Raw genomic sequence first — 24,532 nt, 5'->3', positions numbered from 1 at the left:
GCCACCTAAGTCAATTCATCTATCTACTTGCTCTTTCGAGCCGGAACACCTGTGTAGATGCCTGGCTCGACTATTGATCGATGCACCACGCCTCCCGCACCCACCATAACTCCGCTGGCAACTGACACGCCATCGATGATGACAGCGCCAGCCCCCAGCATTGAATATGCTCCCAAGCTGCTTCTTCCGGCAATCGTGCTATTCACTGAGATATGGGCATACTCGCCAACCTGAGCTTCATGCTCAACGACAGCTCCCGTATTGACAATACAACCAGTGGCTATGGACGCCAAAGGACCGATGTGCGCATGATGGCCTACGAAGCAGCCTGCTCCGATGGAACTTCCAACCCCCACACTGGCGAGCGGAGAAACAAGGGAAACCAAAGGCAAACCCAGCTGCTCAATAGCCAGACACTGCTGACTTCGGCGTTTATTGTCACCGGCAGCGGGAAAAGCGCTATATTCTTGAAAATCATCTATCGCCAGAGACGAAACTACGGAATGCCCTAAAAAACTCTCCCCAGGCCGTGCATTTTCGTCGACAAACAATAAACTGATGTACCCGCATGCCAGCGCCAAATCGGCTGCACTACGCGCATGGCCACCATATCCGAAAATTATCAGTTTTTGAGACATCATTGCAGATTCTTGATTCGATCTACCCTGGAAATTCGGTCCAGAACTTCGATGTGCTCATTCACAACATCAGACCAGGAACGCTGGCTAAGTTGATCATAGGTTATGCGCTGCCGTGCTAGCAACTCCTGCGGATGAGCAAGTCCCCATTCAATGCGCCGTGCGCAGTCCTGCCAATCATAAGGGTCAAAAAAACTAATCTCTTGCAATTGAGGATCTGTCAAAACTTCCTCTGTGACCGGTATACGCGCCATAACCACTGGAGTGTCAACGGACAGCGCCTCAGTAAAGGTAAAGGGACATCCTCCTTCGCTCAGACTTGGATTAACAGCCAATGTCGCCAGCTTGTAACAAGCAGCCAACTCAGCAATACTGAGCTTGGGCAAGCATAGAACATCATTCTCTAATCGATTGATAGAAATAAAATCTTGTATCTCAGGTGCCGAACGCGGATGCCCAGTCAATATCAGTTTATGCGAAATATAGCGATTACGCAAAAGATACTCATATGCCCGAAGCAGGGTAATAATATTTTTATTCGGCCTGAACTGACTCGCATAGAATATAAACTGCAGCTCTCCATTGACCAGTCCAGAGGTATAGTCAATATTGGTGGCACGTAGTAGTGCTTGGAATAGCAGCTTCTGACAATGGTGCTTTGCCGTTTTTTCGGTGTCGGGAAACCCTGTAATTTCCACAGAGCGGTTCAATTTATTGGCAGCATGATGAATCACAGAAATTTTTTCCGCATCAACGCCATAGCGATCCACCAGCGTACCCCATTTCACTGCATCACTGTAGGTCACCAAGTTGTGTGCAGAATGAATCGATTCTTGAACCTTCTCAAAAACCTGCAGAGTGTAGTTTCCATTGACCGATGAGAAACCCACGGGAAAATCAGTCAATACAACATCCGGCACACACATCAATCTTGGGGCCTTGATCTCATTGAACGCTGGCCAGAAGGCCGTAGGGCAGTACCAAGCTGTTACCTCGTGCAGCCGCTCAATGACTTTCTGCATGCGCTGGGACTCAGAGTGCTCCATGTCAGCAAACAGACGCTGAACAAGTCCTATCCCTTGCGGCTCATCCAGCAAAGCTTTCAGCCGAGCTCTTTTGACAGCAATTCTGGGAGCCAGCCGCTGAAATCCGCGTTGAAGGAGCGGTTTCCAGCGATTGACCAGCAGCATGGGAATCCACAGGGGAGCCAGCATCAGAAGCAGGGCCCCCACTGGCAGCGCCTCCACGCAGAACATCAAAAGCGTGGATAAGCTGTTTACCGTGATGCCCCGCCGCTCTAAGCGCATCTGCGCCCTAGTGGCTACTTTATCCATGCCACGAGACAGACGCCGAAGCCAGCTCGAACCTCGCTCGCGTTTCAGGTAACTTTTCCAGGCCTCATAAACGTAGAGCGCGTACGGCTTTCCTTTAGGTCCAATGACGCGCACGCGATCCATGGGAACGTCCTCGCTCAGGAATAGCTGTTCCAATGAATCATGAGACCAACTGGGGCAAACAATCGTGAAGCGCACGTCAGTGCGCCCCTCCGCCCCTTTGAGAAATGCCGCCAAGTATCTACCTAGACCTTCCACCCTCAAATCAACCGTGGGGGGATATGCGACGTAAATTCCGTATTCTTTTACAGGCACGAGCGCACCTCTTCCCAGTACTGGCGTGCAAGCGCCTCCACACTCTGGCCGGCAAGTTGTTGTGGTGAAGGCAGGTGGGCACGCCTGCCAGGGGCGTCAGACTCCATTTGCTTAAGCTGAACCGCCATATCGCGGGGAGACTTGGCGTCCATCCACGCGAGGTTCAGTGCAAACTGCGTATCCATCTCACGCATAGCGGGATAGTCGCTGGACAGCGATGGAACCCCCAAGCAAGCAGCCTCAATCACGCTGAACGTTCCGTTATCAATATTACCTGCATGCCATAGGAACACGGCCCCTTCCACGAGTTCGCGATAAGTGGCGTCTAACAACTCGCCGCACCACTGAACCCGCGCCTTCAACAGTTCACTGCGTTCAAAGACCTTGGCCATTTCTCGCAAATGAGGAGTCTGACTGGTCAGCATGTCCCGGGTGTTGACCCCCGTAACGCGGCAATCCAGCTTTCCGCCCAATTCGCCGTAGTAGATCTCTAAGGCCTGCGCCGCGCGAGCATGATTCTTGTGCAGGGAAGCATTGGTGGTCCAGATAAAGTAGCCCCGACCCGAACCTCGTTCCTTATTGTGGGCTGCCCTGCGTATGGGAAACTCAGGCGCCAACATAGGAACCCGACGAACCAAGCGAGGCTGAAGACCCGCATATTGGGTTGCGTCTCGCCAAGTGAAGTCTGTGGTCACAAGCACGCGCGCAGCAGACTGAGCAGCCAGTAGAAAAAAGTAGTCCGCGCCCTGCGGCATGACGGCTTCATAGCGCTGCAAATAGTCATACACCATGAGCACATTGGGCTTCAGTGGAAGCAAAGGACTCGACAAACGGTCGCTGACGACAAGCCAAAGGTCACAATCTTGCAGCTGCTGAATTCCGTCGTCGGGCACGAGGTATTGCTGAACTAGGGGCTCCCACTCCGGAAAGCCCGCGTACCGCATGGCACGGCGCGCCTCGCCAGCTCGCAGGGACTTCCACTTATATGGCCTTCGCTGGACCCCTTCGGCCAAGTCATCAAAATCAGTTGTCGAATACACCGCAGGGTCGTCCAGATGCAGAAACACAACATCTGTCGGCTCTCCTGCTTGGCGACTGCCGATATACAGCGCCTTGGCTAGCAACAACGCGCCTCGTAGGCTGCCACCGCGATACCCCACAGGCAAGATCACCGCAATGCGTTTGCGCTTCGTCACGAGGGGTCGACGCGCTTGTTCTGCGCGCGCCAGGGCGAGTTCTGAGGCGATGCGGGCAAAACCAGCCTGCCATGCACCTTCACAGTTCGCTGGATTCATCGCATCCAGAAGCATCGTTTGACTTCCTCGGATGCTCCGGATCAGATCTTGGTCGTCATTCAGGATACGTTCAATTTTTAGCCGCGCTTCACGGATGGTTTCGCAACGCCCCGGAAGCTTCGAGCCGCCCATCCGATCCAACATACCGCCCCCCATGAATACAAGCGGCATGCCGATGCGAACGGCCTCAAAGGGGTGGTAATGAATATGATGTGATTCTTGGCTGTGATAAAACATGACGCGGCTTTGAGTCATGTTATGAGCATGCTGCTCATTGCTCACGAAGCCGAGAACCCTCGGGTCATCCACTTGAATCGGTTGTGCGCCAGCGACGATATAGGGTAGATCCCCAAAACTTCGGCAAAACGATTCATATATCTGCCGATAGTAAAAATTGAATCCAATATCTGGGCAGACAAAAACAACCTGTTTTAGCGCACCTTCCCAGCTATCCTTATAATCAACACTTTCCATACCCAAAGGGAGATAGCATCTTCTGTCACGAAGATACTTAGCCTCTTGATCCCCCAGATGTGGATAGGCCTCACCAAAATAGAATCGCCCACCCAAACCCCTCACAGTTGAAGCGATTCCGTAGTGCGCTATTATTTTCTCATAAGTGACTGGTTTTTCCGTCCCGAACGCCCTCAAAACGATGGCCCCACGAAAATACTTCGCAGCAGATACCAAAACCTCCGCTGAATGCAATATCAAGAAAACAACATCAAAGTGTCGATTTGCAATCTCCCAGGCATCTTGACTTGCTCCAGCATACCAATCCGCCGCATTTAAAACCTGCAGATCATGCACTGTTATAGCCAGTCTATCGTCCTCTGAGAAGTCAATATTTGCACTCCGAAAGCTTGGGTCAGCTGGAAATATTTTTGGCTGGAATATCTGCTCCACGCCAATGCGTTTCAGCATTGGAATCTCGAATTTTCGTGCTGACGTGTGGTTAAGCAACCACATTACACGCAAGGGCTGATCATTCCTCATGGAATATTATTCACCTTCTTGTACTCGACTACCGCCTTGGAAATGGAGCCGTCAAAAACTATCTCACCACGGTGAAAAACCAATCCTCTCTGGCAAAGGCTATTAAGGGCGCCAAAATCATGAGAAGCCAGCAGAAGAATTTCTGCGCGCTCAATCAACTCCGCAATTCTCTGCCTCGCTTTACCCATAAAATTCGCATCCCCCGCCCCAATAACCTCATCCAGCAATAATATATCCCCACCAACCGCAGTAGATATAGCAAATGCCAATCGCACTTGCATGCCTGCAGAATATGTTTTAATAGGATAATCTATAAATTCCCGGAGATCTGCGAACTCAACGATCTCGGCCTGTTTTTCACGCATGAACCGTGGCGTTAATCCCAACAACAGTCCCCGATATAGAATATTTTCACGACCGGTAGCATCCGGCTCGAACCCTAAGCTCAAATCAAATAGCGAACGCACCTGCCCTCGAACATTGACCTGGCCACTGGAGACTGGATACAAACCGGCAACGGTTTTGAGGAAAGTGCTTTTTCCAGCGCCGTTGTGCCCCAGGAGCCCCACACGCTCTCCACCTTTGATTTCAAGAGTTATATTCTTGAGCGCATGAACATCTTTGATCTCACGTGCACCACTTTTCCCAAAAGGTCGTGATAATAAAGATTTAAGCGAACGCTCTTTGAACGCAACCGATGCATAATGCAGATTGACTGCTTGAAGATTGATTTCAGGCTGGTTCATAAATAAAAGATAACCTTGCTCTCAGCCTTCCGCCCCACCAACCAGGCGAAAAGACCAAACACCAGAGCTATTGCAAAGGAATAGCTGTAGTTTTCGACGGTAGGCCATGCCCCCTCCAGCAACGGCGCTCTAACCAACTGGAGCACGTGGTAAATGGGATTGAAGTCCACCAGAAAACCCATCCCCCCTTGCCTAAACATTTTGGCTTCAAAATAGACCGGCGATATAAACCATAAGGCCTGCATCAATAGCCCCATAGCGTGGGGCACGTCCCGAAAGCGCACACCAATATACGCCAAGGTCGTAGCCAAGGGCCACGCGATCAGACCCAAAACAGGGAAGATGGTGAGCGTCGCCAACCAACTCCAGCCGAAGTTCTGCGGAAGCACAACCAGCGACCATCCAAACAGAGCAACGCTTGCCAACATCAGAACAGCCAGGCTCCCTAAAACGGTGCGGAGGGTATATATGGCCAATGGGTGTTTACACTGCTTGATATATGCATCTGCCTGAACGAACGATAGGGCTCCCCCCGTAACGTTGGCAACCACAAATTCCCAAACAATCAAGCCAGAGAGAATGTAAGGGGCATAAGTTGTGATGTCTGACTTGAACATCTGGCTGAACACCACCGCCAGTAACGCCGTCATGCCGAGGGGTTGAATAATTGACCACAAGGCCCCAAAGAAGGAACGCCGCCAACGCGAGCGCAGATCAGCCAGAGCGAGATGGGTCCAAAAATAGCGGGATTGCCATATCCCTTTCCAGTATCGATTCATTAAACTAATCCAGTGGTTTGACCGTTGCACCTATCCATCGAATACCCAGCCCTTTGTTGCAGTGGTCCAGCCCCAACGTGGATGCATCCAGACGCAATATCTCGGTACCTCCTACAGATAGAATCGCCGTCAAATGGCTAGTTTTTAGCTGAACATCTCCCTCCAGAGGAAGTCCAAATACATTTGCAATTTCCGTCAACTGCCTCCACCCGTCTCCTTTGTGGCGCCATGCAGACAATACCCCTCCTCCGACCGAACTCTGAATCAGTAATGCAGCCATATGGGTATCCCCACCCTTACCCGTGTAACCGAGCACTGCAGAGACATGCGACACCTGCCCAGCTTCAAGGGCATAGGAAAAGCACGCCATAGATTGATTACCAGAGTCCTTTTTCAAAGCTAGGCACAGGTTATCTACAGCAGCTCGCTTACTTCCATCATTTAACGTTTCTGGTGACCCGAGGACCAAAGGGTATGACGACCAGGTGGCTTTCCCGCCCCAAACAGCGCGAGCCAAATCAAGCTTGCCCTGAACCAAATCGGCATTAGACATTGCAAAATTTTGGCCATTTTTTTCGCTCTTTTCCATTTCAGCCGGGGGAAGATCTCGGATCTCACTTTCCGCGAGGAAATTTTGGATATTATGCAATGGAGTGCCATGGTGGGCCAGATCGGGCACATCCAACAATCTCACCTCATTCACTGCTCCATAAGGCCCCAAGCAGATGTAGTCAATCGCTTGCCATTGCTTTCGATCCAATACCCAAATCGCACTCAGCGAATTGCGACGCAAATCTCTCCCGGTCTTTTGGCTCTCTCCTACAAGCACGTAATCATCGGTAGCAGCCAGCCCGCGCGTATATACAGGTGAGCCTGATTCCCAAAGAGGCTCTGCGCAATCTATATCGATCAGGGCCCCAATTTCAGAATGACAACTTATACTCTGGCCTTCAGAGGTAATCCAAATATTGTGAAGCCCCGTTCTCTCACCGAGAGGAGTGACTGATAACAAGTCAAGATCCGGGTATGAAAAAACAGCCAACTTAGAGCCTTTATTGTGGCCATGCGCTACTACAAACAGTTGATCATTCTGGAGAAATACGGAATTCAGGTGATCGCCTGTAATTTTTTCCAGCGACAATCGGTCCCATCGCGCGTTACTGATACCCGCCTCTTGAAATAGATTGAGGCGATTCAAGTCAACTATCGAAATAACATTTCTACCCGTGTTCGTACAAATAATTCGACCATCAGGCGCACACAATATCTGGTGAGGAGCAGATAAGAAACGCCTCCCATTCTGAGTACCTTTGGAGAGCCAGCCCTGTTCAGATTGGGCATAAGATGCTATGTCGATGAGATCTGAATTATTCACACCTGAATGTGAAAGAACCAGCTCCGAATCTCCCGGGAACCAGGATATTCCATAATATTCTGGCTGATCTTTTTTCAAAGGGGTAACGCGCTTCGAATCTAGATCGACCAGCAAAATATAGCCAGTGGTGGCGACTAGCGCATACTTCATTACACAAGATTCTCAAAAAATAGTCGCAAGTGCTTAGCGATATCTTGTACATTTTCAAACGCAAGCGCGGGGAAGCTCGGCAGATTGATTCCTCTAGCCCCTAGATATTCAGCAACAGGAAATACGCCTTCAGCCTGACAATGAGGCATGGTGTGCGCAGGATAGAAAACGGGCCGTGTTTCAACGCCTTGCTCGCGCAGGTGCTGGCGAAGCCCGTCCCGTTGGGTGGCATCGTTCACCAGAACGGAGCACATCCAGAAGGAATGTGTCGTTCCGGACTCTTCACGATGCACCTCCAGCGGCAATCCCTGCAGGGCTTCTTCATACCAAAGTGCAATTTGGCGTTTCTTTTCAAGAATGACGTCTGCTTGTTCCAGCTGTGCCAATCCAATCGCGGCACAGATATTAGTCATTCGGTAGTTATAGGCAACGACATCGTGCCAATATTCCCGGCTTGACGATACGCCTTGATTTTTCAGGTGAAATGCTTTCGCGAGCACTGCTGCATCTTTGGCAATTACCATACCTCCTTCGCCCGTGGTAATGGTTTTGTTGCCAAAGAAGCTGAAAGTGGCGACATCACCAAAGGTGCCAACATGTCGCCCTTTGTAATAGCTACCAAAGGCCTCAGCGCAATCCTCAACCAAGAGAAGATTGTTCTCTTTGCAAATTTGAACAATCGGATCCATGTCACAGGATTGCCCATACAGATGAACGGCCATCACCGCCTTGGTTCTTGGTGTTATTTTTTTCCGTATATCTTCGGGGTCTACCTGCCATGTAGCTTGCAACGAGTCCACAAATACGGGAGTTGCGCCCGTTTGGATGATGGTGTTGACCGAAGCAATGTAGGTGAAGGTTGGCACAATCACCTCATCGCCAGGACCAATGCCCAATGCGGCCAGGGCCAGATGAATGGCCACGGTGCCATTGCAGACACTGGTTGCACCTCCTTGCGCACCCACATAATTTGCGAAGGCCGACTCGAACTTGCCAATGAATTCCCCCTTGGAGGAAATCCAAGTGGAGTCCAGGCACTGATTGACGTACTCTTTTTCGCGTCCGTTGAAATAAGGTTGGTATACCGGAATCATGCCTGGCCGATCATTCGTGATGGTTGAAGTATTTAAAACCATTCTGTTTGACCAGCTCGTCGCGTTGTGCCTCCTTAAGGTCTTCCCGCATCATTTCTGAAACCAGCTCGGCGAAAGTGGTAGTCGGTACCCAGCCCAATTTCTGCTTGGCCTTGGTTGGATCGCCAAGCAGTGTTTCAACCTCTGAGGGACGGAAATACCTGGGATCGACCGCCACAATACATTTACCCGTTGCCGTGTCGTAGCCTTTTTCCTCCACACCCTGCCCCTGCCACTGGATATGGATATCGATCTCTTTCGCTGCAAGATCCACAAATTCGCGAACTGAGTGCTGCTCTCCGGTCGCAATTACAAAATCTTCCGCTGTTTCCTGCTGCAGCATTAGCCATTGCATCTCTACATAGTCGCGCGCGTGACCCCAGTCGCGCAGAGCGTTCATATTCCCGAGGTACAGGCATTCCTGTAATCCAAGTTTGATTCTCGCAAGTGCGCGCGTGATCTTGCGTGTTACGAAAGTTTCACCCCTCAAGGGAGATTCGTGATTGAACAAGATGCCGTTGCAAGCGTACATTCCGTATGCTTCACGGTAGTTCACCGTGATCCAATAGGCGTACATCTTTGCAACCGCATAAGGAGATCGAGGGTAAAACGGGGTGGTTTCCTTTTGGGGAACCTCCTGCACCAAGCCATAAAGCTCAGAGGTAGATGCTTGATAAAAGCGGGACTTCTTTTCCAAACCGGCAATACGTATGGCTTCTAGTATGCGCAACGTACCCAAGGCATCCGAATTGGCGGTGTATTCGGGCTCTTCAAACGACACGGCGACATGGCTTTGGGCCGCGAGATTATAAATCTCGTCTGGTTGAACCTGTTGGACAATACGGATAAGACTGGAGGAGTCTGTGAGATCACCATAATGGAGCGTTAAATCCAGCCCTTCGCTATGGGGGTCGTGATAAAGATGATCAATACGATCCGTATTGAACAACGATGCACGCCGGCGAATACCATGAACAGAGTAGCCTTTGCTGAGCAACAACTCGGCCAAATACGCTCCATCCTGCCCTGTAATGCCAGTAATAAGTGCTATTTTCTTTTTCAATTCACTCTCCTGAATGTAGATTTCTTAGATTAGGAGCACATCCGCCCGTAAGTATCGTCAAATCTCACGATATCATCCTCCCCCAAATAACTTCCTGATTGGACCTCAATAATCTCAAGCGGTACTTTTCCGGGATTAGAAAGTCGGTGGACGTGACCCACTGGGATATAAGTCGATTCGTTCTCACCCAAGAGAAAGACCTTATCCCCATTGGTGACCTGAGCCGTCCCCTTAACAACCACCCAGTGTTCGGCGCGGTGGTGGTGCATTTGCAGACTGAGGCTTGCACCAGGATTGACCACGATGCGTTTGACTTGGAACCGCTCACCGCTGTCGATACTGTCGTACCAACCCCAAGGCCGATGTACTTTCCGGTGGGTGTTCGCCAAAGCGCGTTTGTGCGCTTTGAGGTGAGCCACGACATGTTTGACGCTCTGGGTCTGTGACTTGTCGGCAACAAGTACGGCGTCGGGAGTTTCAATCACCACGATATTCTTCAAGCCAACGCCTGCAACCAGACGGCTGCTCGTCATTACTAGTGACCCAGTCGAATCGGTTAACACTGCGTCGCCGACTACGGCATTACCATTGGCGTCATGGCCCAGGACTTCCCACAAGGCATCCCAGGCGCCAAGGTCAGACCACCCGGCCTGCAGCGGTACGACACACGCAGGAATATCCAGGTCTGGGCGTTTCGGCAGACGCTCCATGACGGCGTAGTCAATGGAATCCGACGGGCAGGCCGAGAAGGCGCTCACGTCAGGCCGTACAAAATCCAGATCGCACTTCGCCTCCGCCATCGCACGGGTGCACGCCTGGAGGATCTCCGGATTGCAAGCGCCCAACGCTTTCAGCCAGACACTTGCACGCACCATGAAGAGCCCGCTGTTCCACAGATACTCTCCTGAGTCGATGTACCTTTGGGCGGTATCACCATCAGGCTTCTCCGCAAAATTGGCGACACGGTAAGTCCCGGGCTCATACTCTGTGCCCCGCTGAATGTATCCATAACCCGTCTCGGGCCTGTCCGCCACGATGCCAAACGTGACCATGGCACCTTGCGCAGCTATCCCCAAAGCTCGAAGGATTGCAGCGTGCAAGGCTGGCCGATCAGTGAACACATGATCCGCAGGCATGGCCAGCAGTATCGGGTCACCCCCGTCACGACAAGCTTGCAAGGCTGCGAGGGTAAGGGCAGGGGCCGTGTTCCGCCCAGAGGGCTCCAGGACGATGCTTGCGCTGTCTATTTTGGCGGCAACCAGCTGACTAGCGGCGAGAAAACGGTGCTCGACGTTGCATACGAGCACAGGAGGTGTCAGCGAAACGCATTCTGGCAGTCCGTGCAGACGCAACACGGTGTCCTGGAGCAAGGTGAACTCACCGTTAAAAGTCAGAAACTGTTTCGGATAGGTTTCACGCGACAAAGGCCACAGCCGGGTGCCGGAACCTCCACACAAGACGACAGGAACCAGTGTGTGCTTCATGAAAAGGGACAAAAAAGGAGCGCTTCAGTGTTCGCTGCGGCCCTAACCGCTTGGAAACTGACCCGTTCAAAATTGGGGGAGCCATGGCGGCAGACTCTGCGCCGCACGCGTAGAAGAAGACTTGACACCGGTCTAGCGGTCCGGCACTTCTTTAACGCATTGTATCTTTGCCCCTATACGCGCCAGCCAAGGTTACATCGGGTTTCCTTCCCCCAGTCTGAAGGTTCGGCTGCCCGCTATGACCGAGCGGATCAATCCACAAGACCTCGTTGCGACGGGATATCGGCCACCAAAAAGTGTGCCGCTCTGCATTGTTTTTCAGACCCGTGGGGCCCCGGCAATCGCACAGCGCTCGACTCGGCTGTAAAGCACACGACCTGCCCGTACGAAAACCGAGCTGTGGCCCTGCTGATCTGTGCCAACTGCTAAGTCAGGGCTGAACAACCATTGAAGCCCACCCTCAAGGGGGAGGCACACGCCGAGGTTCGCAGAGGCGTCCCTTGCAACTGAGCGTGCCACTATTGAATCTTCGCGCAAAGCGCCAGCAAGGGGGATTGCGCACGGGTCTCACTGTAGCGTGGCCTGCCCCCAACTCCCGTCACGGCGCTCCTTCAACCAAACAGATATTCACTCTGAAATGGCATAAAGAACATCTTCACGATCACCCCAATTGTTGCAGGTGTTATTACCAAAAACAGATACGGTCTTGTCTTGTGCTTGCGCAGAAAGCAACAACGCGTATATCGTCTTCCCTTGCGCAGTAGCTAGATTGATAGCCCACTGATTGTTGTTTCCACAAGTAGGAGATCCCGTCTTGGTACCAGCAGTAAAGAAAAGAAAATTACTGGCATTAATAATCATCGTAGTGACTTTGCCAGAAGACGTTCCTGCCTGAACATTAAATGCAAGAAGTATGGCACAAGCGGCGAACGAAGCTTTTTTAACTATTTTCATATAAATCCCTCAGTCCAAAAGAAGTTGCAGTATCGGAGCAAGATTAATTGGTTTTTTGTGATATGACGCCGCCAATGTAACTCCACTATATTGACTATACCCGCGCAGCATCACATGGTACGTACCCGCAGCCGGTGTTGGGAACGTACAGCTCTCCTCGTTTCCTGGCAAATAGGGCCTGCAATCGTATGAAGTGGTCGTTGGTACCTGCCCGAACTTGACGAAGAGATCCACATCCCCAATTCCGCCACTTATCTGGACAATCAGGTTTTTGGCACCTGCTGGAATGGTTACAGTGCGGTAGAGAACAGAGCCCGCAGCCCCTGTCAGATTTGTCTCCAGAAGAGGCGTTGTGGCAGGGCCCCCAGCGTTGTTTGACTTGAAGTTCGCGGTCACGGTGGTGTTGGCATTGACCGTGAATGAGCAAGCGCCCGTCCCGCTACAAGCACCTCCGCTCCATCCAACAAAGGCACTTCCGGCCGAGGGGCTTGCAGTCAGCGTCGCGATGGTACCTGGGGTCAGTGATTCGCTACAGGTGCTACCGCAATTGAGCAATCCCCCTGTACGGCTTACTGTGCCCGTCCCCGTGCCGATCTTGGCTACAGAAAGCACGCCTTGGGGAGTTGGAATGAACGTGGCGGTCACATTCCTTGCCGCACTCATGGTTACGGTGCAAGACCCAGTTCCTGAACAATCGCCCCCCCACCCAGAGAAGGTGTACCCAGTTCCCACGACTGCAGACAGCGTGACTACAGTGCCCGCGGCGTAGCTTTCGTTGCAGTCCACGCCACAATTAATACCCGCTGGGGAGCTGGTTACCGTGCCCGTCCCCGTTTTGCTCACACTCAGGTCAAAGGTGCCCGAAGTATCCAGGGGCAGCTTTGTCTGCGCTTGATCTGACATCACAGTGGGAACCCGACCAGCGTTCACACCATAGGCGTGATTGGTTCCAAACGTCCATGCGATATTGCTCATCCCGCCACTGAGCAAATGGCAGTAGCTCATGATCGTCCCATTGCCCTGGCCGGCTCCACCGCCCGTAGTTGACGACAGGCCCGGCAAAAAGCCAAAACGGCCTGACCCCCCGAGGGCGATTCCACACTGCCCAGTGGAGTTGCCCGAATAGCAGCAATCAATCGCGCCACCGGTATTGGGAGTTGGTGCAATATAGGGATTATCGTAATCATGCGTATGGGAGCTACCAAACGCATGCCCGATTTCATGGGCAACTACAACCGAATCCCAAATGACTTGCGGATTTGACGGGTTGAAATTTCCTTCGATATTTGCACTTACCCCGTAAGCGATCGCTTGGTTGGACAGGCTACCTACATAGGCAATGCCACCTCCAGAATTTTTACCACTTAGCAAGTGAACATGGTGCCGGGAAATAGATGCATTGGCCCCTGCGTTCCAAAAAGTCCGCAACTCATCGAGCATTGCACTTGTGGCGGTCTGGGTCCACGGGTCAGCCGATGTCGTTCTGATCACAATTTGCTTCAGATTGAAGCGGGTAGCCACTTCGGCCTGGTACCTACTGCCGACATAAGTAAGCAGGTCCGTGACGTATGTGAACGCAGCCGACTCAGAGCCAAAATTTTGATAGAACTCGTAGTCGCTATCAATAATTATGTCAGCACGCCGTGGGCTTCCTGCTTTCTCTTCACCCAGAATTTTTTGTGAATTCTCTCTACCGGTTTTCAGTAGATTTTCAATGCCGAGCTTCCGCTGCCCAGGATCGGATTGAAGAAATTCCGGACTTACTCCGCAAGAGAATTCTCTGTTGACAAAGTCCTTTTGATGATCGACAAGGCGCGAAACAGCTCCCCCTGAGCCGCCGCCCCTTGCAGGCAATAATTCATTAACAACGGTTTCTTTTCCTCGGTGAATGATCGTCCTGATCTCACCACTAGGGTTCACCGTGACGAAGGCGTAGCTATCAGAATTTCCCTCGAGTGCTCCCACGAAATGAGCACTCGCAGCAAGCGGAAATGCCCTAGAACCCTTTTCATCAACAACAATGAACTGTGTATCCCCGTTTATTACTTCCGAGCGACGCAATATGAGATTAACAACCGAAGGAAGTTCATCATTAATTTTGAGATTTTGAATATGAAGGGCTTCGCCAGGCTTGATACTCATGGCGGTAAGCGCTAGTTTTTCAGACGGCGCCTCTCCCGGCGTAAGCTCCAGAATCTGCTGGGCATGAGCCCCCACCAAATAGAAGGCAAACGCAGCAACTGCCAGAGATTTGGTGGATCGCCAACTCAATTTATCGAACATTGTTTTATTTTTCATAGTGATAAACGATCACCAAATTAATTTAGCACACCCATGGTCGCTCCCCCCCAACACGTGAGGATTTGCACCCCAAAGACTGCAGCTCAAAAATCTAGCGCAAATGCGTAAGAACAGCAAGAGCATCTTCACTAGCCAGGCGCTCCTGAGATGCGGTCCAAATCAGGCAAAAAGGCGTTTCCAATGTTCACGGAACAACGCCCATCCCGCAACATCTGCAAGCCACTTATCAGTGGCGTCCACCACACCCAGTCTGAGTGCGCCTGCGCCTCCCACCCCTTCCCGGCCCCAGGACCATCCAAAGCCCAACCCAGCTACGCTCGCGCCAAGCCGCCAGACTCTCAGACGCGCAAAAAATGCACTGCCATGTGAACAGCATTTTTAATGCCAATAGATTATAAATATAGTTTTAATGCAATCAGAAAATTCGCGCATTCAAATTCAGCTCACTCAGTAGCTTACTTTTTCAGGAATGGCTTTAACACAGACTGAAGTGTTTGCATCACGCGCCACGATCGCGATCCCACAATATCCCGGTAAACCTGCTGAAGTTGCATGTGACTTGCACCGAGATGCGCCAGCTGAGTGCGAAGCAAACTATTCTCCGCGTCAACCTCTGCGGCGCTCTCCTGCGCTACCCTCACGGCATTTTGATTCAGTTCTGACGCCCGCAAGTGCGCTACTTCCAGTTGCTCCAATTGAGAACGCAACATCCTGTTTTCAGTCTCAATTCTCTCGTTTTCGGATTTCAACGCTGAAATCTCTAATTGCGTGGCTTCATTTCTACCCCCGGATGGCTGGCCGTCGGGCGCATATTCCTGGGTGTCCTCGGCCCTTCGGCCAAACCCCTTCACTGAATAGGTTGACCGCGGGCTAGCACGCCACTCCTGAAGACGCTCCTTAAAGAGTTGGCACGCGTACTCATACAACTTTTGATCGTATTCAACCTGCCCGGCAATTATTTCCCTTGCACGATTACTCACTTGATCGACTGAAATTCGAGATCTGTTTTCCATTTCAGGGCCGATTTCATAATCACTCAGATCTGGAATCATGCAACGCAAAAGTTCCAGCGACTCTGGAAAACTCTCAGTGATTCCAAAGAAATCCAAAGCTGCCAGATTCTTCTTGGCACTCTCAAGATGCTGCGCCAGATCATCACCGGAATAGGTAGAAAGATACATGGTTTGCTGATTACCCAATGCACCATCCACAATCACGGCATTATCTGAACACACAAACTCCTCCAGGGAGGCCCGCTGCGCAAAGACAAGCGCGTCACGCTCCACGGTATTTGCAACCTTATAATGAGGATCATCAGGTTGGAAGTTTTTCTCGTCGTGCCAAGATTTATATTGAGAAATAGTGCGCTTCAACGGATCACGAACAAAAGTTGCCAAAAACGCGCCCGGGCAGAATCGCAGGAGATCTTTATAGTAAAAGTGACCAAAAACAAATGCCGATGCCCCTTCATTTCGAAAATACATTTCAAGCGACTCCGGCTTGTCATTTCTGTCAAGTCCAGTAAAAGCCCGAGATTTCTCAAAACCTACGCCTTGAGACAAAATATAGTTTTCGAATGCGGTCCCGGAGCATTTCGGTATGTGCACGAACGCAAATGGAGTCTTAAAGCCGGATAGTTCGCCATGCTGATCGCCATCCGCGGTACAGCGGATATCTGAGAATTTCATAACAAATATATCTATTCGAAGATTAGAGAATTCGAGACACGATCAGAACGGAAATGGACATCAAGATGATGGCGAGAGGGGAGCCATTCAACGCACCTCTTATGCACTTCTCAAAAGCTGGCCTAGCTATGCAACGGCGGATGGCGCAACACGCGCCCCAACCCCGCCGAATGAAGGCCCACAGACCAGCATGTGGAACCTCTCGACTGACAGCAAGGGCTCATGAATCAATGCAGGCAAGGGCCACTCACTATATCTTTGAACCCATCGTCCGCCAGATCGCAAACCCCCTCTGCAGCGCACCTGCGCAAGCAGCCACCGCACCGCCCACCAGGTTCCGAAATCTGTAGGGCATCTTGAAACCGTCACAAATGCCCGTATCATTAGCACTCACCGCAGACGAGTGCTAACACCGCCTCGGCTGCTGGAAGTTTGGTAGCGCCTGGGCCTCCAGGCGCTGAGTACGTCAGCTTTTTACTGAAAACAGGAGCATTGCAATGAACCTTCGCCCTCTGCACGATCGCGTGATCGTCAAGCGTATCGAAAGCGAAACCACGACCGCCTCCGGCATCGTGATCCCTGACAACGCCGCTGAAAAGCCCGATCAAGGTGAAGTGCTGGCCGTCGGCCCCGGCAAGAAGAACGACAAGGGCGACGTGATCGCCCTGAACGTGAAGGTCGGTGACCGCGTTCTGTTCGGCAAGTACTCGGGCCAGACCGTCAAGGTCAACGGCGATGAGCTGCTGGTCATGAAGGAAGACGATCTGTTCGCAGTGGTCGAGAAGTAATTCTCCCGCTGATCCGCTCATCTTTTCATAGCTGCTACTGCTTACTGGATAAGCGCTAGCGGCCAATTTGAACCCAATTTTCAGGAGCTCCAAAATGGCAGCAAAAGACGTAGTTTTCGGCGGCGAAGCCCGCGCACGCATGGTTGAAGGCGTGAACATCCTGGCCAACGCGGTCAAGGTGACTCTGGGCCCCAAGGGTCGCAATGTGGTGCTGGAGCGCTCGTTCGGCGCCCCTACCGTGACCAAGGACGGTGTGTCCGTGGCCAAGGAAATCGAACTCAAGGACAAGCTGCAGAACATGGGCGCCCAGCTCGTGAAGGAAGTGGCCTCCAAGACCAGCGACAACGCTGGTGACGGCACCACCACCGCTACGGTGCTGGCACAAGCCATCGTTCGCGAAGGCTTCAAGTACGTGGCCGCTGGCATCAACCCGATGGACCTGAAGCGCGGTATCGACAAGGCTGTGACGGCCCTGGTTGCCGAGCTGAAGAAGGCTTCCAAGCCCACCACCACCTCCAAGGAAATCGCCCAAGTGGGTTCGATCTCCGCCAACTCCGACGAAACCATCGGCAAGCTGATCGCTGACGCCATGGACAAGGTTGGCAAGGAAGGCGTGATCACCGTGGAAGACGGCAAGTCGCTGGACAGCGAACTGGACGTCGTGGAAGGCATGCAGTTTGACCGCGGCTACCTGTCGCCCTACTTCATCAACAACCCAGAAAAGCAATCCGCGATTCTGGACAACCCCTTCGTGCTGCTGTTCGACAAGAAGATCAGCAACATCCGCGACCTGCTGCCTACGCTGGAGCAAGTTGCCAAGGCTGGCCGTCCCCTGCTGATCATTGCCGAAGAAGTCGAAGGCGAAGCCCTGGCTACGCTGGTGGTCAACACGATTCGCGGCATCCTGAAGGTTGTGGCTGTGAAGGCTCCAGGCTTTGGCGACCGTCGCAAGGCCATGCTGGAAGACATCGCCATCCTGACGGGCGGCAAGGTCATCGCTGAAGAAGTGGGCCTGACGCTCGAAAAGGTAACGCTGGCCGACCTGGGTCAAGCCAAGCGCATCGAAGTGGGCAAGGAAAACACCATCATCATCGACGGCGCCGGTGCTGCTGCTGACATCGAAGCCCGCGTCAAGCAAGTGCGCGTGCAGATCGAAGAAGCCACGTCCGACTACGACCGCGAAAAGCTGCAAGAGCGCGTGGCCAAGCTGGCTGGCGGTGTGGCCGTGATCAAGGTCGGCGCTGCCACCGAAGTCGAAATGAAGGAAAAGAAGGCCCGCGTGGAAGACGCACTGCACGCTACACGTGCCGCTGTGGAAGAAGGCGTTGTGGCCGGTGGTGGCGTGGCCCTGCTGCGTGCCAAGCAAGCTGTGGGCGACTCGGTTAAGGGCGACAACGCTGACCAGGAAGCCGGCATCAAGCTGGTGCTCAAGGCCATCGAAGCGCCTCTGCGCGAAATCGTGAACAACGCTGGTGGCGAAGCCTCGGTGGTGGTGAACGCTGTGTTGGCCGGCAAGGGCAACTACGGCTTCAATGCCTCGAACGACACCTACGGCGACATGCTCGAACTGGGCATTCTGGACCCCACGAAGGTCACCCGTACGGCCCTGCAAAACGCTGCCTCCGTGGCATCGCTGCTGCTGACGACCGAAGCCATGGTTGCTGAAGCACCCAAGGACGAGGCCGGTGCTGGCGGCGGCATGCCCGACATGGGTGGCATGGGCGGCATGGGCGGCATGGGCATGTAATGGCCGGCCGCTCCGGGTGGAACCCAGGTTCTGCCCGGTAGCCCCAAAAGAAACCCCGCAGGTTGCAAAACCTGCGGGGTTTTTTCCTTGCCGGGCCGACATCCACGGGTGAATGCCGCCGGTGCAGCAGATCGCCCCGATGGGTCGGTCAGAACCTGTAGGTCGCGCTCAGCACCACATTGCGCCGTGTCGCCCACCAGCAGTCACCACGCGCCAGACAGGTGCTCATGTACTTCTTGTCGGCCAGGTTGCTGATATTGAGCGCGTAGCGCCAGTCCTGGCTGTCGTAGGCCAGCAGCGCATCCACCACACCGGCCGCCGGAACCTTCGGCCCCGTGCCGTCGCGGAACGACGACAGCCAGCGGTACCCCGCACCGGCCGAGAAGCCGCGCACGCCGCCAATGGAGAACCGGTACACGCCCCACACGGCCGCCTGGTGGCGCGGCAGGTTTTCCAGCAGCGGATCGACGTCCGTGTAGTTGTAGTGAGCGGTCAGGTCAAACGCCGTGGCCACGCGCGCCTTGTATTCCAGCTCCAGGCCCTTGTTGCGGGTCTGGCCCACCTGCAGCGAGTTGTCGGGGTTGGTCGGGTCAGCCACCTTCTGGTTCTTTTCCTTGAGATCGTACACCGCCGCCGTGAACTGGGTGGTGCCGCCTGAGGGGGCATATTTCACGCCCACCTCGATCTGTTCGCCCTCCAGCGGCTTGAAGCGCTGGCCCGAGGCGTTGGTGCCGCTCACGGGGCTGAAGGATTCGGCATAACTGATGTAGGGCGTCCAGCCGCCCCCCAACTGGTACATCACACCGAGGCGCTTGGTGGTGTCGCTGGTGCGGTCATCGGACTGGCCTGCCAGGCTGTTCACAGCACGGTCGTGGCGCAGGCCGGCGATGAAGATCCAGTTGCCCCACTTCATCTGGTCCTGCACATACAGGCCGCTTTGGCGCTGCACGTTCTCAGGCCGTGCGATGAGCGTCGGGTTCAGAACGTTGCCGTACACCGGGGCGTAGGCATCGATGGGCGTGTTGTACGCATCGTCGGCCTCGTTCTTGTTCTCAGTCTGCCGGTTCCAGTCCACACCCAGCAGCAGTTGGTGGCTGAGGGCGCCGGTGGTGAGGTTGCCCTGCAGATGGGTGTCCACCGCTGCCATGCGGGTGCGTGTAATGTTCTTGCCGTAGACGCGGCCCGTCAGGCGCTGGTTCACGGGGTCCCAGCCGAACCCGCCGGGGACTTTGAAGAAATCGGCGTAGTGGTAGCCACCCCGGTTCTCGTTGCGCGCCAGGCGCAGGTTCTGGCGCACCGCCCATGCGTCGTTGAAGCGGTGCTCGAAGAGGTAGCCGATGGATTCGCGGTCGCTGTCGTAATAGTCGCCCTGCTCGCCGATGAAGCGGTTGATGGGCAGCTGGCCATTGGGGTTGGGCAACAGCGTGCCCGACCAGTGCAGGAACTGCGCCGTGGTGCCCGTGCGGTCCTGCTGCCAGTGGGCCTGCAGCACCAGCGAGGTGGCGGCATTGGGGCGCCAGGCCAGCGATGGCGCGATCAGTCGGCGGTCGTTCTGCACATAGTCCGTCTGCGTGTCCGCATCGCGCGCCACCGCCACAAGGCGGTATGACCAGTCGCCGTTCTTCGTTAGCGGGCCGGTCAGGTCGGCCTGCAGCTGCTTGCGGTTCCAGCTGCCCAGTTGCACGCCCACTTCGCGCTGCGCTTCCTGCAACGGGCGCTTGCTGACCATGTTGACCACGCCCGCCACCGTGCCCGCGCCAAACAGCATGCCCGACGGGCCGCGCAGCACTTCAATGCGCTCGAGCGTGTAGGGTTCGGCGGGGGTGGTGCTGGTGTACCAGTTGTAGTTCTGGCGCAAACCATCCAGGTACGTGTCGGGGGAGCTGCCGCGCACCCGCACACTGTCGGCGCGGCTGTCCAGGCCATAGGCGTCGCTGCGCACCCCGGCGGCATACAGCAGCGCCTCTTGGAAGGTCGTCGCGCCCTGGTCCACGATCTGGTCGCGCGTGACCACGGTGACGGACTGGGGGGTTTCGGCCAGGGGCGTGTCGGTCTTGGTGGCCGTGGCCGCGTTGCGGGCACGGTAGCCGACCACCGGCGCGGTGGCCGATTCTTTCTCGGCGCTCGCGTCCACACGCACCTCGGACAAGGTGGCTCCCACGTCCTGGGCCTGGGCCGCGACCCAGGCGGGGACGCCTCCAAAAGCCAACGCAATACCCATGCAGACTGCGGTCCGCTGATGCTGGAGTTTCATGATTTTCAAGAATAGAAATAAGAATGATTACCATTCTAAAAATCAAACCACACAGGTGCGCGTTGCAGGTACAAGATGTCGTACAACAGCAACAAGTTGCGCTCGGATTGCAGTGAGATTGCTTCTATTTTTATAGCTATTTGCGCTTGTCAAGAAAGCGCCAGAGCCACTTTTGACCAGTATTCTGGCTGCACAAGGTTGCGGTACCTCTCTGGCACCCCGGAGCCCCCGCCACACCCCCACAAAAAAGCCCGCTGACCGTAAGACCAGCGGGCTTGGCGCGGGCGGACTCAGAGAGAGCCCGCAGCGGCGTCGCAAAGATCAGGCCTCGCTGGGCTGCACCCACCAGTAGATCAGCAGCAGCACGCCGATGCCGGTCAGCGTCAGCAGTTGCCACCAACCCGAGCGGCCAATGTCGTGCAGTCGGCGCGCGCCCACGGCGAATGCGGGCAGCAGCAGTGCAATGGAGACGATGCCGGAGACCACGTCACCCAGGAAGCTGGCGATCACCATGACGATGATCTGGAACAGGAAAAACCACCAGAACTCGGAGCGCACGGCGCGGCCCGAGAAACCCGCGTACTGCCCCAGGCAGCTTTTGATAGCCGAAACAAAATCCATACTGAACTCCCTCTCTTTGAAACGTAAAGCCGTTGTGGCAGGGCCAAGCCCCGCGCCATGATAGGGGCGCGCAGGGCAGCAAGTCCACACGCCCAGTCACCCCACCGACTACGCCTCACTCTGCAGGCGGACCAGGGAACAGTGGATGCTTCTATTGTTATAGCTATCAGCGCTTACAGGACAAGCGCTAGAGCCCTATTTCGCCTCAAATCCTGGAAAAGTCACACGGCCTTGCGCAGCGCATGCGTCTCGCGCGCCAGCTGGGTGATGCGCGCCCAGTCGCCCGCACGCACGGCGTCGGCGGGCGTCAGCCACGAACCGCCCACGCAGCGCACATTGGGCAGCGCCAGGTAGTTGGGCGCAGTGGCCAGGCTGATGCCACCCGTGGGGCAAAAGCTGATCTGGCCAAACGGACTGGCCCAGGCCTTGAGCAGAGGGATGCCGCCCGCGGCCTCGGCCGGGAAGAGCTTCAGGAACGAGAACCCATCGGCCAGCGCGGCCATGATTTCGCTGGACGTGGCCACTCCGGGAAGAAGCGGCAAATTCAGGCCCTTGCAGGCGCCACCCACTTCGGAGGTGTAACCCGGGCTCACCGCAAAACGTGCACCGGCCTCGCTCGCGCGGCGCGCATCGTCGGCGTTGAGCACCGTGCCCACGCCCACCACGGCCTCGGGCAAATTGCGCGCAATGGCTTCGATGGCGGGCAGGCCAGCAGCGGTGCGCAGTGTGACTTCCAGCACCTTCACGCCACCGGCCAGCAGCGCCTCGGCCAGGGGCAGCGCGTCTTCCACGCGGTCGATCACGATGACGGGGATGACGGGGCCATGGCTGGCGATGTCAATGGGACTCATGGAAATACTCCTTGATGTTGGATGCCGCACGCGGCGTATGACAGGGGCGCGGCCCATACCAGTGCACCCGTGGAACTGGCTTCGCCAGGCCACTGGGTGCGTCCCCCTCCCGCGCAGCGAGAGAGGGGGAAGGCGCGCAGCGACTCAGGGGGTGCATCCTGCTACAACCATGTGCAGGCTCCTTGTTCGGCACCGCCTGCGTGGCGGCGAAAGTTGGTAAACAGTTCCCGGCCAAAGCCGGTGGCGGGAGGCGCGGTGTACGGCGCCACGGGGCGAGCGGCCCAGGTGGCTTCATCGACCAGCACATCCAGCGTGCCGGCAACGGCGTCCACCCGCACAATGTCGCCGTCCAGCACCTTGGCCAGCGGGCCACCGGCCAGTGCCTCGGGCGTGACGTGGATGGCGGCGGGCACCTTGCCCGATGCGCCGCTCATGCGGCCGTCGGTGACCAGCGCCACTTTGAAGCCCTGGTTCTGCAGCACGGCCAGCGGAGGGGTGAGCTTGTGCAGCTCGGGCATGCCATTGGCCTGCGGGCCCTGAAAGCGCACCACGGCCACCATGTCCTGCTGCACCTCGCCCGCAGCAAAGGCGGCGAGCAAAGCCTCTTGCGAATCGAACACGCGCGCAGGCGCTTCGATGATGTGGCGGTCTTCGGGCACGGCCGACACCTTGATCACCGCGCGACCCAGGCGCCCTTGCAGCAGGCGCAGACCGCCGGTGGGCGAGAACGGCCGGGTCACGGGGCGCAACACGGTTTCGTCGCCCGACACCGCCGGGGCGCCCTGCCCGCCTGCGGCAATGCCGCCGGTGTTCACGCTCATCACATCGGGGTGCATGAAGCCGCCGGACAGCAGCTCGCGCAGGATCCACGCGGGGCCGCCTGCGGCCTGGAACTGGTTCACGTCGGCATCGCCATTGGGGTACACGCGGGCCAGCAGCGGCACGGCGGACGACAGTTCGTCAAAGTCCGACCAGTCGATCAGGATGCCCGCGCTGCGCGCAATGGCCACCCAGTGGATCAAATGATTGGTGGAGCCGCCCGTGGCCAGCAGGGCCACCATGGCGTTGACGATGCAGCGCTCATCCACCACGCGCCCGATGGGCGTGAAGCGAGCACCGCGCTTGCCAATGTCGAGCACCGTGCGCACCGCCTGGCGCGTGAAGGCTTCGCGCTCTTCAGTGCCGGGCGGTGCAAAGGCCGCGCCAGGCACGTGCAAGCCCATGGCTTCCAGCAGCATCTGGTTGCTGTTGGCCGTACCGTAGAACGTGCAGGTGCCGGGGCTGTGGTACGCGGCCGATTCGGCTTTCAGCAGCTCATCGCGCCCCACCAGCCCTTGCGCGTACTGTTCGCGCACCTTGGATTTGTCCTTGTTCGACAGGCCCGTGCCCATGGGGCCTGCGGGCACAAACACGCAGGGCAGGTGCCCGTAGTGCAGCGCACCGATCAAAAGGCCGGGCACGATCTTGTCGCACACGCCCAGCAGCAGCGCGCCATCGAACACGTCATGGGACAGCGCTACCGCAGTGGCCATGGCAATGGCATCGCGGGAGAACAGCGACAGCTCCATGCCGGGCGTGCCCTGCGTCACGCCGTCGCACATCGCAGGCACACCCCCTGCCACCTGCACCGTGGCGCCGTGCTGGGCGGCCTCATCCCGCAGAACGGCGGGGTAACTTTGGTAGGGCTGGTGGGCCGACAACATGTCGTTGTAGGCCGTGACCACGCCAATGTTGGGCGCCTTTTCGACCGTGATCTTGAACTTGTCAGCGCCGGGCAGCGCGGCATAGGCATGGGCCAGATTGGCACAGCCCATGCGGTCTTGTGCAGGCTTGCGGGCGATCATGGCGTCGATGCCTGCGAGGTAAGCGCCGCGGGTGTCTGCGCTGCGCTGGACAATGCGCTCGGTCACGCGCGCTACAACTGGGTGCATGGAAGTCTCCATCGGTGGGTGGCAGGACCCCGTGCATGGCGCCGGAGCCCGTTGTCTGAGGCCCTAGAATGTAACTCGATAACCACCCC

General features: G+C 55.5%; 18 protein-coding genes. 2 read left to right on the top strand and 16 right to left on the bottom strand.

Going from position 1 to position 24,532, the window contains the following annotated elements; translation table 11 throughout:
- Positions 1-23: 23 nt before the first annotated feature.
- The 12 genes from KW832_RS02615 to KW832_RS02560 form a co-directional block, all read right to left on the bottom strand.
- Complete coding sequence (locus KW832_RS02615) at positions 24-638, bottom strand: NeuD/PglB/VioB family sugar acetyltransferase (protein WP_233559430.1); 615 nt, start codon at positions 636-638, stop codon at positions 24-26.
- Positions 638-2,095, bottom strand: a complete 1,458-nt coding sequence (locus KW832_RS02610; RefSeq protein WP_199727034.1) for a glycosyltransferase — start codon at positions 2,093-2,095, stop codon at positions 638-640. Before KW832_RS02610 ends, KW832_RS02615 begins: the two co-directional genes overlap by 1 nt.
- A 182-nt stretch (positions 2,096-2,277) precedes the next feature.
- Positions 2,278-4,578: a hypothetical protein gene (locus tag KW832_RS02605; protein WP_218298749.1), complete on the bottom strand. Its 2,301-nt coding sequence runs from the start codon at positions 4,576-4,578 to the stop codon at positions 2,278-2,280.
- Positions 4,575-5,324: an ABC transporter ATP-binding protein gene (locus KW832_RS02600; RefSeq protein WP_121507486.1), complete on the bottom strand. Its 750-nt coding sequence runs from the start codon at positions 5,322-5,324 to the stop codon at positions 4,575-4,577. The genes KW832_RS02605 and KW832_RS02600 overlap by 4 nt, the downstream gene beginning before the upstream one ends.
- On the bottom strand, positions 5,321-6,103 hold the full coding sequence (locus tag KW832_RS02595) for an ABC transporter permease (RefSeq protein WP_121507487.1): 783 nt from the start codon (positions 6,101-6,103) through the stop codon (positions 5,321-5,323). The genes KW832_RS02600 and KW832_RS02595 overlap by 4 nt, the downstream gene beginning before the upstream one ends.
- A gap of 4 nt (positions 6,104-6,107) precedes the next feature.
- Positions 6,108-7,628 (bottom strand): hypothetical protein, encoded by a 1,521-nt coding sequence (locus KW832_RS02590; protein WP_218298750.1) that lies wholly within the window; start codon positions 7,626-7,628, stop codon positions 6,108-6,110.
- Entirely contained in the window at positions 7,628-8,722 is a 1,095-nt protein-coding gene (locus tag KW832_RS02585; protein ID WP_218298751.1) for a DegT/DnrJ/EryC1/StrS aminotransferase family protein, read from the bottom strand. Before KW832_RS02585 ends, KW832_RS02590 begins: the two co-directional genes overlap by 1 nt.
- A gap of 10 nt (positions 8,723-8,732) precedes the next feature.
- Positions 8,733-9,824, bottom strand: a complete 1,092-nt coding sequence (gene gmd / locus KW832_RS02580; RefSeq protein ID WP_121507489.1) for a GDP-mannose 4,6-dehydratase — start codon at positions 9,822-9,824, stop codon at positions 8,733-8,735.
- A 29-nt stretch (positions 9,825-9,853) separates the two neighbouring features.
- Complete coding sequence (locus KW832_RS02575; protein WP_218298752.1) at positions 9,854-11,308, bottom strand: mannose-1-phosphate guanylyltransferase/mannose-6-phosphate isomerase; 1,455 nt, start codon at positions 11,306-11,308, stop codon at positions 9,854-9,856.
- Positions 11,309-11,935: 627 nt separating this feature from the next.
- On the bottom strand, positions 11,936-12,262 hold the full coding sequence (locus KW832_RS02570) for a hypothetical protein (RefSeq protein WP_147433773.1): 327 nt from the start codon (positions 12,260-12,262) through the stop codon (positions 11,936-11,938).
- Positions 12,263-12,271: 9 nt separating this feature from the next.
- The gene (locus tag KW832_RS02565; protein WP_218298753.1) at positions 12,272-14,560 is read right to left on the bottom strand and encodes a M12 family metallo-peptidase; all 2,289 of its coding nucleotides are present in this window, start codon (positions 14,558-14,560) and stop codon (positions 12,272-12,274) included.
- A gap of 458 nt (positions 14,561-15,018) precedes the next feature.
- Entirely contained in the window at positions 15,019-16,251 is a 1,233-nt protein-coding gene (locus tag KW832_RS02560) for a sulfotransferase family 2 domain-containing protein (RefSeq protein WP_218298754.1), read from the bottom strand.
- 497 nt (positions 16,252-16,748) lie between these two features.
- Here KW832_RS02560 and KW832_RS02555 point away from each other — a divergent pair, with 497 nt between their 5' ends.
- Both KW832_RS02555 and groL read left to right on the top strand, forming a co-directional pair.
- Positions 16,749-17,039 (top strand): co-chaperone GroES, encoded by a 291-nt coding sequence (locus KW832_RS02555; RefSeq protein ID WP_055395161.1) that lies wholly within the window; start codon positions 16,749-16,751, stop codon positions 17,037-17,039.
- 94 nt (positions 17,040-17,133) lie between these two features.
- A complete protein-coding gene (groL, locus tag KW832_RS02550) occupies positions 17,134-18,786 on the top strand; it encodes a chaperonin GroEL (protein ID WP_055395159.1) in 1,653 nt (550 codons plus the stop codon).
- A gap of 148 nt (positions 18,787-18,934) precedes the next feature.
- Here groL and KW832_RS02545 read toward each other — a convergent pair whose 3' ends face one another.
- The 4 genes from KW832_RS02545 to edd form a co-directional block, all read right to left on the bottom strand.
- A complete protein-coding gene (locus tag KW832_RS02545; RefSeq protein ID WP_255577468.1) occupies positions 18,935-21,040 on the bottom strand; it encodes a TonB-dependent siderophore receptor in 2,106 nt (701 codons plus the stop codon).
- Positions 21,041-21,361: 321 nt separating this feature from the next.
- Entirely contained in the window at positions 21,362-21,661 is a 300-nt protein-coding gene (locus KW832_RS02540; RefSeq protein ID WP_218298755.1) for a DUF805 domain-containing protein, read from the bottom strand.
- Positions 21,662-21,882: 221 nt separating this feature from the next.
- Positions 21,883-22,512: a bifunctional 4-hydroxy-2-oxoglutarate aldolase/2-dehydro-3-deoxy-phosphogluconate aldolase gene (gene eda, locus KW832_RS02535; protein WP_218298756.1), complete on the bottom strand. Its 630-nt coding sequence runs from the start codon at positions 22,510-22,512 to the stop codon at positions 21,883-21,885.
- 161 nt (positions 22,513-22,673) lie between these two features.
- A complete protein-coding gene (edd, locus tag KW832_RS02530) occupies positions 22,674-24,443 on the bottom strand; it encodes a phosphogluconate dehydratase (protein WP_218298757.1) in 1,770 nt (589 codons plus the stop codon).
- Positions 24,444-24,532 lie beyond the last annotated feature (89 nt).

The sequence above is a fragment of the Acidovorax sp. sif0632 genome, assembly GCF_019218805.1.
Classification (GTDB): domain Bacteria; phylum Pseudomonadota; class Gammaproteobacteria; order Burkholderiales; family Burkholderiaceae_C; genus Acidovorax; species Acidovorax facilis.
This window is presented reverse-complemented; position numbering and strand designations above follow the sequence as displayed.

Coding starts and splice junctions, on each gene's coding strand:
- KW832_RS02595 (WP_121507487.1), bottom strand. CDS start 6,103: ATGAATCGATACTGGAAAGGGATATGGCAATCCCGCTATTTTTGGACC.
- KW832_RS02555 (WP_055395161.1), top strand. CDS start 16,749: ATGAACCTTCGCCCTCTGCACGATCGCGTGATCGTCAAGCGTATCGAA.
- KW832_RS02565 (WP_218298753.1), bottom strand. CDS start 14,560: ATGAAAAATAAAACAATGTTCGATAAATTGAGTTGGCGATCCACCAAA.
- KW832_RS02585 (WP_218298751.1), bottom strand. CDS start 8,722: ATGATTCCGGTATACCAACCTTATTTCAACGGACGCGAAAAAGAGTAC.
- KW832_RS02600 (WP_121507486.1), bottom strand. CDS start 5,324: ATGAACCAGCCTGAAATCAATCTTCAAGCAGTCAATCTGCATTATGCA.
- KW832_RS02560 (WP_218298754.1), bottom strand. CDS start 16,251: ATGAAATTCTCAGATATCCGCTGTACCGCGGATGGCGATCAGCATGGC.
- KW832_RS02615 (WP_233559430.1), bottom strand. CDS start 638: ATGTCTCAAAAACTGATAATTTTCGGATATGGTGGCCATGCGCGTAGT.
- KW832_RS02545 (WP_255577468.1), bottom strand. CDS start 21,040: ATGAAACTCCAGCATCAGCGGACCGCAGTCTGCATGGGTATTGCGTTG.
- KW832_RS02605 (WP_218298749.1), bottom strand. CDS start 4,578: ATGAGGAATGATCAGCCCTTGCGTGTAATGTGGTTGCTTAACCACACG.
- KW832_RS02590 (WP_218298750.1), bottom strand. CDS start 7,628: ATGAAGTATGCGCTAGTCGCCACCACTGGCTATATTTTGCTGGTCGAT.
- KW832_RS02575 (WP_218298752.1), bottom strand. CDS start 11,308: ATGAAGCACACACTGGTTCCTGTCGTCTTGTGTGGAGGTTCCGGCACC.
- edd (WP_218298757.1), bottom strand. CDS start 24,443: ATGCACCCAGTTGTAGCGCGCGTGACCGAGCGCATTGTCCAGCGCAGC.
- groL (WP_055395159.1), top strand. CDS start 17,134: ATGGCAGCAAAAGACGTAGTTTTCGGCGGCGAAGCCCGCGCACGCATG.
- eda (WP_218298756.1), bottom strand. CDS start 22,512: ATGAGTCCCATTGACATCGCCAGCCATGGCCCCGTCATCCCCGTCATC.
- KW832_RS02540 (WP_218298755.1), bottom strand. CDS start 21,661: ATGGATTTTGTTTCGGCTATCAAAAGCTGCCTGGGGCAGTACGCGGGT.
- KW832_RS02570 (WP_147433773.1), bottom strand. CDS start 12,262: ATGAAAATAGTTAAAAAAGCTTCGTTCGCCGCTTGTGCCATACTTCTT.
- KW832_RS02610 (WP_199727034.1), bottom strand. CDS start 2,095: ATGGATCGCGTGCGCGTCATTGGACCTAAAGGAAAGCCGTACGCGCTC.